We start from the raw sequence: 12392 nt of genomic DNA, 5'->3' as shown, positions 1-12392 counted from the left end.
GCTGCGGCGCCGGGTGCGTGCCCCCGGCGTGCCGGGCCCTGGCCCTCGGGACGTGCCCGGGTCGGGGCCCGGTGCGGCGAGAGGGCGTGCACGGCGTCGCGGGGCGGGCGGGAAGGTGACGACAGGGCCTAGACGTCCAGCTGGTCGGCGACCGCGCGGAGCAGGCCGGCGATCTTCTTGCCGGCCGCGCGGTCGGGGTAGCGGCCCCGCTCCAGTGACGGCGTGATGTTCTCCAGCAGGGTCGTCAGGTCCTGGACGATGGAGGCCAGCTCGTCCGGCTTCTTGCGCTGGGCCGCCGCGACCGACGGGGTCGGGTCCAGGACCGTCAGGGAGAGTGCCTGGTCGCCGCGCTGTCCGGCGACCACGCCGAACTCGACGCGCTGGCCCGGCTTGAGGGCCTCGACTCCGGCGGGGAGGACCGAGGAATGCACGAAGACGTCGCCGCCGTCGTCACGGGAGAGAAAGCCGAAGCCCTTCTCGCTGTTGAACCACTTCACCTTGCCGGTGGGCACGTCTGTCCTCGTCCTCGTACTCGTCGGGAAAACTGCTTCGGAAATCGGCTCTTGATAGCACTCGGGCGGGCCCGATGACCCGCCGCTACCAAGGCTAATGGTCTTCAGGCCGCTGACAAGACGTCACTCGGTTGTTCCTTCGCGCTGGGAACTACCCTGGTCCGGTGCGTGACAAAACCCAAGCGAATTCCCCCGCGCCCGGTGACGGTCTGGTCCGTGCCGGTGCCATCGTCTTCTTCGTCGGCGCCGTGGCCACTCTGGTCACTGTGGCCCCGTTGTTCCTGGGGACGACGCCCTTTCCGACGTACATGTTCGGGCTGAGCATGCTCATGGCCGTCGGATTCCTGACGGCCGGCGCGGGCGTACTGCGTTCGGTCGCGGCGGGACGCCGTCGGGCGCGGGCGGGACAGGTTTCCGGGCCGGTTTCCGGTCAGTCGTCCGAGCGGTAGTCCGAAAACCACCGCGGGAATTCCGTCAGACCGGTGAGGACGACGTCCGCGCCGGCCTCGCGCAGCGCGTCGGGGCCGTACGGGCCGGTGGCGACCGCGACGGACAGCGCGCCGGCGGTCCGCGCGCCGCGCACGTCGCCCAGGTGGTCGCCGACGTAGACGGTGGCCTCGTGCTCGCGCAGCGCGAGCGCCTTCTGCTCGGCCCACAGGTTGCCGATCACGGCGTCCGGCTCGATCCCGAGGTGGGCCAGGTGCAGCTTGGCGTTGGGCTCGTACTTGGCGGTGACGACGATCGCGCGCCCGCCCGCCTCCCGTACGGCCGTTATCGCCTCCCGGGCGCCGGGCAGGGCGGGCGTGGGCGCGATGGCGTACGTCGGGTACATCGCCCGGTACAGGTCCGCCATCTCGTCGACCCGCCCGGCCGGGAACCAGTTGATCAGCTCGTCCGCCAGTGGCGGTCCGAGCCGGCTCACCGCGAGATCGGCGTCGATGTACGTCCCGGTCCGCTCGGCCAGCGCCAGGTAGCAGGCGCGGATGCCGGGGCGGGAGTCGATGAGCGTCATGTCGAGGTCGAAGCCGACGGTGGGCGGGAGGGGGGTCGTGGGGGCCATGTGGGCCATTGTGCCCAGCGCCCGCGGCGAGCAGTCGGCCGCCTCGTGGCGTGAGGCCGGGGGTCCGCCCCCGCCGCCCCTGCCCGTCCCCCACCCGGGGGCGCCGCCCCGGACCCGTTCCTCGAACGCCCCAGGGGCCGGCTTCAGCCCGTCCGGCGCTGCGAGCGCCAGACCAGGAACAGGGCCGTGGTGAGGGCCGCGGCCCTCACGACCCACGGCCACGTCTCGGAGATCGCGTCGTTCATGTGGCCCTCGGGGACGGGGGTGCCCCAGCGGCCCTCCGTCCTGCCCCACAGCCAGACGACCCCGCCCGTGAGCGCGAGGCCGGGGAGGACGACCACCGCCCATTTGATCTCCGCCTGGGTCAGGCGGCGGGAGGCGTAGGCGATGAGCCAGCCCAGGATCAGCGCGCGCCAGTCGCCGATCACGGTTCCCGCGACCAGCAGGCCGGCGGCGAGCAGGAGCAGGGGGTTGCTCCAGCGGCCGGACGGCAGGCGCGGGAGGCGGCGGCGACGGGAGGCGGCGGGCTCCGCCTCGGGCGCGGGCGCGGCGGCCGGCCCCGGCGGCGTTTCCGCCTTCTCCTTCGCCGGGGGCGGCTTGAGGAGTTCGGGGATCTCGACGCCGCCGACGAAGCCCGGCACCTCGTCGCCGATGCCGAACGCGCTGTTGTCCACCCGCCACCAGTCGGGCTGGGTGGCGCTGTCCCCGAGTTCGTCCGTGCCGGCCCGGTGCGGCGGGGACGGTACGCCGGCGGGGGCGGGGCCGCTGTCCGGTGTCCCGGTCGGGCGGGGGCCGGGGACGATCCGGCGCAGGACGCCCTGGGGGCGGGCGGCGCCGCGCGCGTCCTCGCGGGCGTCGTGGCGGGCCCCGGCGCCGCGCTCCGGCTCGCGCTGCACCGGGACGGCGGCGGGCGGCGCGGGGGCGGCGCCCGCGGTGGTGCCGGAGGCGTCCTCGGCCGCCGTGACGACCTCGGTCGGCGTGCCGATGCGGGAGATGATGCGGCGGACCGCGGCGGGGGAATCGACCACGGCCTTCCCCCTGCGCCGGTCGATCTCGTCGCGCAACTCGGCGACCAGCCGCATACGGGCCGCCGACGGCAGCTGCCGCTGCTGCGCCACGTCGCCGACGCGGCTCAGATACTCGTAGACGACCTGGTCGCTCTCGATACCCACGAAGTCCCCTCCGGGACGGATGCGTCGGGACACCGTCGCCCGACGGTACCGCGAGTGGGGCCTGCCGACCCAACTCCCGGCACTCCACGGACGTACCCACCCGCTAACGTGAGACGGATGAGCACCGAGGAGAACCCCGCGGCGGCACCCCGATCCCTCGCCGAGGCCCTCCGGGGGCGGGACGACGTCTCCCTGGCCGCGCTGCTGCGCAGCCGGCCGGATCTCATCATGCCCGTGCCCACCGACCTCACCCAGCTCGCCACCCGCGCCGGTACCCGCGCCTCGGTCGTACGGGCGCTGGAGCGGCTGGACCGGTTCACGCTGCAGACGGCCCAGGCGCTGGCCGTGGCCGCGGACCCCGCCTCGTACGAGGAGCTGCTCGGGCTGCTGGCGGGCGACGACGGGGACCCGGCGGTCTCCGCCGCGCTGCCGCACGCGCTCGGCGTGCTGCGCGAGCAGGCACTGGTGTGGGGCGGTGACGACCGGCTGCGGCTGGTCCGCACCGCCCGTGAGCTGCTGTCGCCGTCGCCGCAGCATCCCTCGCCGACCGGGCTCGGGCCGACGGTGCGGGAGGCCACCGCAGGGATGTCGCCGGGGCGGATCCAGGAGATCGTGGCGACGGTGGGGCTGCCGTCCACGCACGACTCGGTGTCCGCCGTGGCCTCCCTGACCGCCCTGTTCGACGACCCGGCGCGGATGTCCGCGCTGCTCGACGAGGCGCCGGCCGAGTCCGTGGAGGTGCTGGAGCGGCTGGTCTGGGGCCCGCCGTACGGGCAGGTCACCGCCGATCCCGCGCGCCGGCTGCGCTGGCTGCTCGACCGGGGGCTGCTGCTGCCGACGGCGCCCGGGACGGTCGTACTGCCGCGCGAGGTCGCGCTGCGGCTGCGGGCGGGGCGGGCGCACCGGACGGTGGAGCCGTTGCCGCCGCCCGTCGAGGTCGCCGCCACGCACCGTCCGCAGGTGGTGGACGCGACGGCGGCCGGGCAGGCGTACACGGCGCCGGCGACCGTCGAGGAGCTGCTGAAGGACTGGCACGGGGGCGGCCCCGCGGTGCTGCGGACCGGCGGGCTGAGCGTGCGGGACCTGAAGCGGACCGCCGTGGCCCTGGACGTGCCCGAGCCGGTGGCCGCGTTCTGGGTGGAACTCGCCTACGCGGCCGGGCTGCTGGCTTCCGACGGTGAGGCCGACGAGCGGTACGCGGCGACCCCGGCGTACGACGAGTGGCGCGAGCGGCCCGCCGCGGAGCGGTGGGCGCACCTGGTCACGGCGTGGCTGGCGGCGACGCGGACGCCGGGGCTGGTCGGCGGGCGGGACGCGAAGGACCGCACGCTGACGGCCCTGGGTCCGGGCCTGGACCGCTCGGCGGCCCCGGAGGTACGGCACCGGGTCCTGACCCTGCTGGCCGGGCTCCCGGAGGGGGCCGCGCCGGCCTCGGAGTCGGTACTGGCACGACTGCGCTGGGAGCGCCCGCCGCGCGGGGGCGGGCGGGGTACCGCCGGTACGGCCTCTTCAGTGGCGGAGGGTGCTCGTGGGGCCGACATGTCACCGGCGGAGGATGTTCGCGGTGTCGGCGGCGCAGGAGCGGTGGGCGTTCGCGGCGTGCACGGCTCGATCGTGGCAGGTGCTCGTGGGGCGGAGGGTTTCCCGGGATCGGGGGGCGGCGAGGACCTGCGGGCGCGGATCGCGCGGTGGACGCTCTCCGAGGCGGAGATGCTCGGGATCACCGGGCGCGGCGCGCTGTCCGCGCACGGGCGGGCGCTGATCGGCGCGCCCGCGGCCAGGCGTTTGGAGGGGGAGCCCGAGGGGCCGGGTGACAAGCTGCCCGTGCATCACCGGCCCGCCCCGGCGCCGACGCCGCTCTCCCCCGCCGAGCAGGCCGCGGCCACCGCCGCCGCCGCCCGCCTGCTCGCGCCGCTGCTGCCCGAACCGCTGGACCACGTGCTCCTCCAGGCCGATCTGACGGCGGTGGCGCCGGGCCCGCTGGAGCGGCCGCTCGCCGACATGCTGGGGGTCCTCGCGGACGTGGAGTCGAAGGGTGGCGCGACCGTCTACCGGTTCACGCCCGGCTCGGTGCGGCGTGCCCTCGACGCCGGGCAGGACGCCTCCGACCTGCACGCCTTTCTCGCCGCGCACTCCCGTACGCCGGTGCCGCAGCCGCTGGCGTACCTCATCGACGACGTCGCCCGCAGGCATGGGCACCTCCGGGTGGGCGCCGCCTCGGCCTACGTCCGCTGCGACGACGACGCCGTGCTCAGCGAGATCCTCGCCGACAAGCGGGCCGCGGGGCTGGGCCTGCGCCGGCTGGCCCCGACCGTGCTGGCCGCGCAGGCCGGTCCGGCCGGTCTGCTGGAAGGGCTGCGCGCGATGGGGTTCGCACCGGCCGCGGAATCGGCGGAGGGCGATGTGGTGATCGCCCGGGCCGACGCCCACCGCACCCCGCCGCGCACCCCTCCCGCGCCGGTCCCGGACGGGCCGCCGGTCCCCGACGACACCCTGCTCACGGCGGCGCTCCGCGCCGTCCGCGCCGGCGACCTCGCCTCCACCACCCCGCGCGAGCCGGCCACCGGGGGCGACCCGGACCACGGGGAGCCGCCCCGTACGACCGCCGCCGAGACCCTCGCCACCGTGCAGGCCGCCGTTCTCACCGGCGAGGCGCTGTGGATCGGCTACGTCGACGCCGAGGGCCGCGGCGGCCGGCGCGTCGTCGCCCCGGTCCGGGTCGAGGGGGGCTTCGTCACGGCGTACGACCACACCGCGGACGAGGTGCGTACGTATCCGCTGCACAGGATCACGGGGGTCGCGGAGCTGGCGGACGACGAGGGCTGACTCGTTCGGGTGTACGGCGGGCTTCATGCACGCCACGCCGGGGGTTTCCCCCTGATGAGCGAGGTTGCGGGCGGTCGCGCATCCCGCGGCGGGCCGTTGGGCAGCCACCGGATGTCCTGAACGGGCCCGGAAGCCACCGCGGTCCGTCCGCACGCAACAGAAAGGAAGTCCCATGCGTGCCGTTCGTCGCGTCGCCGCCGTACCGACCTCCACGGCCGCGCTGCTCGGAGCGTTCGCAGCCGAGGCCGCCGCGGTCGGGATCGACCTCGGCGGGGGCGTGGCCTTCTGACACGTTCCGTGTCCTGACACGTCTCGCGTTCTGATCCGTTCCTCGTTCGTGGCGGGCCGGTCCCTCGTCCCCGGGACCGGCCCGTTCCGTTCCGTGCCGTGCACTCGACTGAGAGGTATCCGTGCGTTCCAGGCTCCACCGCCCCGGCCCCCTGCCCCGTACCGCCGTCGCCGTCCGTCTCACCGCCGTCGCGCTCGTCGCGGTGCTCGCCCCGGCCGCCGCCGCGCTGCCGTCGTCGATTCCGGTCGGCGGAGTGGAGGGGCCACTGGTGAACAACCTCACGCTGTCCGCGCCGAAGTAGCCCGGCCCGCTCAGGACCACCGACGCGCGCGATCGGGCAAACTGGAGGTTTGGCCGTGCAGTGCCCGTGCCGAGCCCGTCGCAGAAAGGCAGCCGCGCGTGAATGGTCCGCTCATCGTCCAGTCCGACAAAACTCTGCTTCTTGAAGTCGATCATGAGCAGGCCGACGACTGCCGTCGGGTCATCGCGCCGTTCGCCGAGCTGGAGCGTGCGCCCGAGCACATCCACACCTACCGGGTGACCCCGCTCGGCCTGTGGAACGCGCGGGCGGCCGGGCACGACGCCGAGCAGGTCGTGGACGCGCTGGTGCAGTACAGCCGCTACCCGGTGCCGCACGCGCTGCTCGTCGACATCGCCGACACCATGGACCGCTACGGCCGGCTCAGCCTGGTCAAGCACCCGGCGCACGGCCTCGTCCTCACCAGCACCGACCGGCCGGTCCTGGAGGAGGTGCTGCGCTCCAAGCGGATCGCCCCGCTGGTCGGCGCCCGCCTCGACCCCGACACGGTGGCCGTGCACCCCTCGGAGCGCGGGCAGATCAAGCAGACGCTGCTGAAGCTGGGCTGGCCGGCCGAGGACCTCGCCGGGTACGTGGACGGCGAGGCGCACCCCATCGAGCTGGTCGAGGACGGGTGGGCGCTGCGCCCCTACCAGAAGCAGGCCGTGGAGAACTTCTGGCACGGCGGTTCCGGTGTGGTCGTCCTCCCCTGCGGCGCGGGCAAGACGCTGGTCGGCGCGGGCTCGATGGCGCAGGCGAAGTCGACCACGCTGATCCTGGTCACCAACACCGTCTCGGCCCGCCAGTGGAAGCACGAGCTGGTGAAGCGGACCTCGCTGACCGAGGAGGAGATCGGCGAGTACAGCGGGACGAGGAAGGAGATCCGCCCCGTCACCATCGCCACCTACCAGGTGCTGACGACGAAGCGGAAGGGGATCTACCCCCACCTGGAGCTGTTCGACTCCCGGGACTGGGGCCTGATCCTCTACGACGAGGTGCACCTGCTGCCCGCCCCCGTCTTCAAGTTCACGGCCGATCTCCAGGCCCGGCGGCGGCTCGGCCTGACCGCGACCCTCGTGCGCGAGGACGGCCGCGAGTCCGACGTGTTCTCGCTGATCGGCCCGAAGCGGTTCGACGCGCCGTGGAAGGAGATCGAGGCGCAGGGCTACATCGCCCCGGCCGACTGCGTGGAGGTCCGGGTCAACCTCACCGACTCCGAGCGGCTGGCGTACGCGACGGCGGAGCAGGAGGAGAAGTACCGGTTCTGTTCGACGACGGCGACCAAGCAGAAGGTGACGGAGGCGATCGTCCGGCGGTTCGCGGGGCAGCAGATCCTCGTCATCGGGCAGTACATCGACCAGCTGGACGAGCTGGGCGAGCACCTGAACGCGCCGGTGATCAAGGGCGAGACGTCGAACGCGCAGCGGGAGAAGCTCTTCGGCGCGTTCCGGGAGGGCGAGATCAGCGTCCTGGTCGTGTCCAAGGTCGCGAACTTCTCGATCGACCTGCCGGAGGCCACGGTCGCCATCCAGGTGTCGGGCACCTTCGGGTCGCGGCAGGAGGAGGCGCAGCGGCTCGGCCGGGTGCTGCGGCCCAAGGCGGACGGGCACCGGGCCCACTTCTACTCCGTGGTCGCCCGCGACACCATCGACCAGGACTTCGCGGCGCACCGCCAGCGGTTCCTGGCCGAGCAGGGGTACGCGTACCGGATCATGGACGCGGACGAGCTCCTCACCGACGGCTGACCGGTCACCCCGCGGGCAGATTGAACACCAGCGCCAGGACGAACAGCCAGGGCAGCAGCGAGAGCCCGGCCAGCCAGGCGCGCAGGACCGACCAGCGGCGGGTCCACGGCAGCAGCCAGGCCGTGAGCCAGGCGCCCGCCGCGAGGAGGCCCCCGAAGAACAGGGTGCCGAAGATCAGGGTCAGGGCGGTCGTCAGCGCCTGCGAGCAGTCGTCGGGGCCGCAGCTGTCGGTCGCCATGACGGACATCCCGCCGAGCAGCACCGCGAACGGTGCCAGGAGCGACCCGAGCGCGGTCGCGAGGGCCGGTGCCACCCAGGCGCGGGGGTCCCGCTCGGCCCGGTACCGCCGGACGGCCGGCCCGGGGGCGGCGGCGTGGTGAACGTTCATGCGGCCAGTGAAGCCGTCCGCCGGTTTCGGCACATGTGCGCCGGTACTCAGCGGTGGGCGTCCGCGTACTCAATCCGTACGGCGGAAGAGGGCGGGGCGGGACGGATCGGCCGGGAACGCCGACGGGGCGGCGGGGGCCCCCCGGGGGGGGGGGGGGGGCCCCCCCCGGCGGGGGGGGGGGGCCCGCCCCGGGGGGGGGGGGGGCGCCCCGCCCCCCCCCCCCCCCCCCGGCACCCCCCCCCCCCCCCCCCCCCGCCCCCGGGGGGGGGGGGCCCGGGGGGGGGGGGGCGGGCCCCCCGGGGGGGGGGGGGGCGGGGGGGGGGGGGGGGGGGGGGGCGGGGCCCCCCGGGGGGGGGGGGGCCCCCGGGGGGGGGGGGGGGGCCCCCCGCCCGGGACGGGCTGTCGGCCGCTACTTCGGGTCGCGGTCGAACGCAGACGCCGACCAGAAGTAGCCGAGCACCGCGAGCCCCAGGCACCAGGCGAGGGCGAGCCACCCGTTGTGGCCGATCTCCGTGCCGAGCAGCAGCCCGCGCAGGGTCTCGATGGCGGGCGTGAAGGGCTGGTACTCGGCGACGGGCTGGAACCAGCCCGGCATCCCGTCGACCGGGACGAAGGCGCTGGACAGCAGCGGCAGCAGGATCAGCGGCATCGCGTTGTTGCTGGCGGCCTCGGCGTTCGGACTGACCAGCCCCATGCCGACCGCGATCCAGGTGAGCGCCAGGGCGAACAGTACGAGCAGCCCGAACGCCGCCAGCCACTCCAGGACGGTGGCGTCGGTGGAGCGGAAGCCGATGGCCACGGCGACGGCGCCGACGAAGACCACGCTCATCACGCACTGGAGCACGCTGCCGACGACGTGCCCGATGAGCACCGAGCCCCGGTGGATGGCCATCGTGCGGAAGCGGGCGATGATGCCCTCGGTCATGTCCATGGAGACGGAGACCGCGGTGCCGATCGTGGTGCTGCCGATGGTCATCAGCAGCAGGCCCGGCACGAGGTAGGCGATGTACGCGGAGCGGTCGGTTCCGCCCATGCCCGCGCTCATCACGTCGCCGAAGATGTAGACGAAGAGCAGCAGCAGCACGACCGGCGTGAGCAGCAGGTTCAGGGTGAGGGACGGGTAGCGCCGCGCGTGCAGGAGGTTGCGGCGCAGCATCGTGGACGAGTCGCGCACGGCCAGGGCGAGGGTGCTCATCGGACGGCCTCCTTGGGCTGGTCGGGGACCGCGGCGCCGCCGGTCAGGGCGAAGAAGACGTCGTCGAGGTCGGGGGTGTGCACGGTCAGTTCGTCCGCCTCGACGCCGGCGGAGTCCAGCCGGTCGAGGACGGCGCGCAGTTCGCGCTGGCTGCCGTCGCTGGGGATCTGCAGGGCGAGGGCGTCGTCCTCCCGGGAGGCCTCGCCCAGTGCGGAGGCGGCGGACCGGCAGAGGGCCGGGTCGGTGAAGCGGAGGCGGACGTGGCCGCCGGGGACGATCCGCTTGAGCTCCTCGGCGGTGCCCTCGGCGGCGATCGTGCCGTCGTGGAGCACGGCGATTCGGTCGGCGAGTTCGTCGGCCTCCTCCAGGTACTGGGTGGTGAGGAGGACGGTGGTCCCGCCGGAGACCAGTTCGCGGATGATCTGCCACATGCCGTGGCGGGAACGCGGGTCGAGGCCGGTGGTCGGCTCGTCGAGGAAGATGATCCGCGGGCTGCCGACCAGGGTCATGGCGATGTCGAGGCGGCGCTTCATGCCGCCGGAGTAGGTGGAGGCGGGCTTCCCCGCCGCCTCGGTGAGGTCGAACCGCTCCAGCAGTTCGGCGGTGACCTGCCGTCCCTCGCGCTTGGAGAGGTGGTGCAGGTCCGCCATCAGGAGCATGTTCTCCTCGCCGGTGATCAGGCCGTCCACGGCGGAGAACTGACCGGTGACGCCGATCTCGGACCGTACGGCCCGGGGGTCGGTGGCGAGGTCGTGGCCGCCGACCCGCAGGTCGCCCGCGTCCGCGGTGACGAGGGTGGAGAGGATCTTGACGACGGTGGTCTTGCCGGCGCCGTTCGGGCCGAGCAGGGAGAAGATCGTTCCTTCCGGGACGGTCAGGTCGACACCGTCGAGGACGACCTTGTCGCCGTAGGACTTGCGCAGCCCGTTCGCCGCGATGGCCAAGCCGGTCATGGGGGTTCTCCTCTACAGGCTGCGGGCGGTGATGTCGCCGTAGGCGGTGGTCGCGTGGACGGTCAGGCCGGCGGTGGCGCCGTCGGCGTTCCTGAGCGTGTTGTGGACCCGGCCGTAGCCGGTGCCGGCGTCCAGGGAGGCGGAGACCCCGCGGGCGGCGCCGACCGAGACGTCACCGTGCTCGGTGCGCAGCGTGACCGTGCCGCGCACGGCCTCGGTGACGCGGATGTCGCCCTTCTGGGTGCTGATCTCCGCGGGGCCGCCCAGGCGGCCGACCGAGACGTCGCCGGCGAGGACGGTGAGGCGGACGCTCGCGGCCTCGTCGAGTTTGACCGGGCCCTGCGCGCCCTCGAAGGCGACGTCGCCGAGCCGGCCGACGCCCCGCAGCTCCGCGGCGGCCGCCTTCGCCTCGACGCGGGAGCCGACCGGCAGCCGGACGGTGACCTCGACGGATCCGGACGGGCCGAGGATCTGGTTCTTCGCCGGCGGGCCCTCGATCCGCAGGACGCCTCCGCCGTATTCGACCCTGGTCCGCTCCGCCGCCTTCGTGTCGCGGCTCTTCGTGGCGTCCGCGGGCAGGACCTCGACCACCGTGTCGGCCCGGTCGGCGGCGATGAGGCGAATGCGGCCCGCGGGGATGTCGAGGACGACCGAGACCGGGGTGGGGGTGTCGAACTGCATCGTGCGCTCCTTCGGGTTGTCGTTTCTGACAACGGAAACGCTACGTTGCGTTCAGAATTGCAGCAACAGACTCGTTGCACTGGAATCTCATCAGCGCAGCTCAGAGCAGAAATATCGTTGCAACGGTTCAGAACCTAACGCAACAGACGAACCCCGGTCGTTGCAATGGATTGAGAGTGAACGCTATGCTGGAGACCTCACGGACCATGAAGGAGACCGCGTTGCCAGGAGGCAGGCTCACCCAGCAGGAACGCCAGCAGATCGCACTGGGGCTGGCCGACGGACTCGCCTACGCGGAGATCGCCAGACGTCTCGACCGCCCCACCTCGACGATCACGCGTGAGGTGATGCGCAACGGCGGACCCACCGCCTACCGCGCGGATCTGGCCCACCGCGCCACCGAACGCCGCGCCCACCGGCGCAGACAGGCCGCGCCCCGGGGGCCAAAGGCGCTCCCGGAGGGCCAGGGACGCGACGCGGAGGCCGTGCGCGAGTACGAGGAGACGCTCACCACCGTCTTCATAGCGTCGGGCACGCCCAAGATGATGGCCCGGGTCATGGCCTGCCTGACCCTCACCGACAGCGGCAGCCTCACCGCCGCCGAACTCGCGCAGCGCCTCCAGGTCAGCCCGGCGTCCATCTCCAAGGCGGTCATGTTCCTGGAGGGCCAGGGCCTCGTCCGCCGGGAACGCGAGGAAGGCCGCCGTGAGCGCTACAGCTTCGACGACGACATCTGGTACCAGTCGATGATGGCCAGCGCCGCGTCCACGGCCCAGGTCGCCGAGACCTCGCGGCTGGGCGTCGGCATCATGGGGCCCGGCACACCGGCCGCCACGCGCCTGGAGAACGCCGCCCGCTACCTCGACTTCATCTCCGAGGCCATCGCGCGCGCCGCCGAGCAGGCCCGCGAGGTCCTTCACACGAAGCCGGAGACGCCTCCGGACCGCGGGTAGCCGGGCACACCGCCTACCCGCGGCGGACGCCCGCCTCCTCGCCGTACTCACCGAGGACGATCACGTCGAAGGCGGCTCCGAGGAACACCTTCACGGCGCGCAGGGCAGCACCGAGGCGGTGCGGACGACTGCCCTGGACCGAGGTCGCGCCGGCCGGCCGGACCGGCGGTGTGCTGGGGTGGATGGTCGCTGCGCTCATGTCTCCATCAGGTCCTGGCCAGGGGACGCCCCGCTTCAGCGGGGTGGGGAATGGCTTCTCTCACTGCTCTGGCCTCGGCTTTCTGTACGGATCTGCGCTGTTGTCAGTGGGGCCCGCTAGG

13 protein-coding genes are annotated in these 12392 nt (G+C 73.9%); 5 read left to right on the top strand and 8 right to left on the bottom strand.

What is annotated here, in order from left to right; genetic code table 11:
• Window positions 1–128 precede the first annotated feature (128 nt).
• Complete coding sequence (locus tag ACH4VX_RS34965; protein WP_037930607.1) at window positions 129–512, bottom strand: cold-shock protein; 384 nt, start codon at window positions 510–512, stop codon at window positions 129–131.
• 164 nt (window positions 513–676) lie between these two features.
• Here ACH4VX_RS34965 and ACH4VX_RS34960 point away from each other — a divergent pair, with 164 nt between their 5' ends.
• The gene (locus ACH4VX_RS34960) at window positions 677–961 is read left to right on the top strand and encodes a hypothetical protein (RefSeq protein WP_398373285.1); all 285 of its coding nucleotides are present in this window, start codon (window positions 677–679) and stop codon (window positions 959–961) included.
• Here the strand turns inward: ACH4VX_RS34960 and ACH4VX_RS34955 are convergent.
• Both ACH4VX_RS34955 and ACH4VX_RS34950 read right to left on the bottom strand, forming a co-directional pair.
• The gene (locus ACH4VX_RS34955) at window positions 943–1572 is read right to left on the bottom strand and encodes an HAD family hydrolase (protein ID WP_398373284.1); all 630 of its coding nucleotides are present in this window, start codon (window positions 1570–1572) and stop codon (window positions 943–945) included. The two genes, ACH4VX_RS34960 and ACH4VX_RS34955, sit on opposite strands and share 19 nt — an antisense overlap.
• A gap of 143 nt (window positions 1573–1715) precedes the next feature.
• Window positions 1716–2744, bottom strand: coding sequence for a hypothetical protein (locus tag ACH4VX_RS34950; protein WP_398373282.1), 1029 nt, complete (start codon window positions 2742–2744; stop codon window positions 1716–1718).
• A 117-nt stretch (window positions 2745–2861) separates the two neighbouring features.
• Between ACH4VX_RS34950 and ACH4VX_RS34945 the strand changes: the two genes are divergently transcribed.
• The 3 genes from ACH4VX_RS34945 (at window position 2862) to ACH4VX_RS34935 (ending at window position 7902) form a co-directional block, all read left to right on the top strand.
• Window positions 2862–5570, top strand: coding sequence for a helicase-associated domain-containing protein (locus ACH4VX_RS34945; RefSeq protein WP_398373281.1), 2709 nt, complete (start codon window positions 2862–2864; stop codon window positions 5568–5570).
• A gap of 410 nt (window positions 5571–5980) precedes the next feature.
• Window positions 5981–6160, top strand: coding sequence for a hypothetical protein (locus ACH4VX_RS34940; protein ID WP_398373279.1), 180 nt, complete (start codon window positions 5981–5983; stop codon window positions 6158–6160).
• A 98-nt stretch (window positions 6161–6258) separates the two neighbouring features.
• Window positions 6259–7902: a DNA repair helicase XPB gene (locus ACH4VX_RS34935; protein WP_398373277.1), complete on the top strand. Its 1644-nt coding sequence runs from the start codon at window positions 6259–6261 to the stop codon at window positions 7900–7902.
• Window positions 7903–7906: 4 nt separating this feature from the next.
• Here the strand turns inward: ACH4VX_RS34935 and ACH4VX_RS34930 are convergent, their stop codons facing one another.
• From ACH4VX_RS34930 to ACH4VX_RS34915, 4 genes are all read right to left on the bottom strand, one after another.
• The gene (locus ACH4VX_RS34930) at window positions 7907–8290 is read right to left on the bottom strand and encodes a hypothetical protein (RefSeq protein WP_398373275.1); all 384 of its coding nucleotides are present in this window, start codon (window positions 8288–8290) and stop codon (window positions 7907–7909) included.
• A gap of 409 nt (window positions 8291–8699) precedes the next feature.
• Window positions 8700–9485: an ABC transporter permease gene (locus ACH4VX_RS34925; RefSeq protein WP_398373273.1), complete on the bottom strand. Its 786-nt coding sequence runs from the start codon at window positions 9483–9485 to the stop codon at window positions 8700–8702.
• The gene (locus ACH4VX_RS34920) at window positions 9482–10438 is read right to left on the bottom strand and encodes an ATP-binding cassette domain-containing protein (RefSeq protein WP_398373271.1); all 957 of its coding nucleotides are present in this window, start codon (window positions 10436–10438) and stop codon (window positions 9482–9484) included. Before ACH4VX_RS34920 ends, ACH4VX_RS34925 begins: the two co-directional genes overlap by 4 nt.
• A 12-nt stretch (window positions 10439–10450) precedes the next feature.
• Window positions 10451–11119 carry a DUF4097 family beta strand repeat-containing protein gene (locus ACH4VX_RS34915; RefSeq protein ID WP_398373270.1) on the bottom strand — a complete coding sequence of 223 codons (669 nt, stop codon included), beginning with the start codon at window positions 11117–11119 and terminating at the stop codon, window positions 10451–10453.
• 221 nt (window positions 11120–11340) lie between these two features.
• Here ACH4VX_RS34915 and ACH4VX_RS34910 point away from each other — a divergent pair, with 221 nt between their 5' ends.
• Window positions 11341–12072 (top strand): helix-turn-helix domain-containing protein, encoded by a 732-nt coding sequence (locus ACH4VX_RS34910; protein ID WP_398373312.1) that lies wholly within the window; start codon window positions 11341–11343, stop codon window positions 12070–12072.
• Window positions 12073–12085: 13 nt separating this feature from the next.
• Here ACH4VX_RS34910 and ACH4VX_RS34905 read toward each other — a convergent pair whose 3' ends face one another.
• Window positions 12086–12271, bottom strand: a complete 186-nt coding sequence (locus ACH4VX_RS34905; RefSeq protein ID WP_398373268.1) for a hypothetical protein — start codon at window positions 12269–12271, stop codon at window positions 12086–12088.
• Window positions 12272–12392 lie beyond the last annotated feature (121 nt).

Source organism: Streptomyces sp. NPDC020731, assembly GCF_044334705.1.
In the GTDB taxonomy this organism is placed as follows: Bacteria; Actinomycetota; Actinomycetes; order Streptomycetales; family Streptomycetaceae; genus Streptomyces.
This window is presented reverse-complemented; position numbering and strand designations above follow the sequence as displayed.

What these genes read in the sequence shown, in the direction of transcription:
- ACH4VX_RS34925 (WP_398373273.1), bottom strand. Translation starts at nt 9,485, where the DNA reads ATGAGCACCCTCGCCCTGGCCGTGCGCGACTCGTCCACGATGCTGCGC.
- ACH4VX_RS34920 (WP_398373271.1), bottom strand. Translation starts at nt 10,438, where the DNA reads ATGACCGGCTTGGCCATCGCGGCGAACGGGCTGCGCAAGTCCTACGGC.
- ACH4VX_RS34930 (WP_398373275.1), bottom strand. Translation starts at nt 8,290, where the DNA reads ATGAACGTTCACCACGCCGCCGCCCCCGGGCCGGCCGTCCGGCGGTAC.
- ACH4VX_RS34955 (WP_398373284.1), bottom strand. Translation starts at nt 1,572, where the DNA reads ATGGCCCCCACGACCCCCCTCCCGCCCACCGTCGGCTTCGACCTCGAC.
- ACH4VX_RS34915 (WP_398373270.1), bottom strand. Translation starts at nt 11,119, where the DNA reads ATGCAGTTCGACACCCCCACCCCGGTCTCGGTCGTCCTCGACATCCCC.
- ACH4VX_RS34945 (WP_398373281.1), top strand. Translation starts at nt 2,862, where the DNA reads ATGAGCACCGAGGAGAACCCCGCGGCGGCACCCCGATCCCTCGCCGAG.
- ACH4VX_RS34905 (WP_398373268.1), bottom strand. Translation starts at nt 12,271, where the DNA reads ATGAGCGCAGCGACCATCCACCCCAGCACACCGCCGGTCCGGCCGGCC.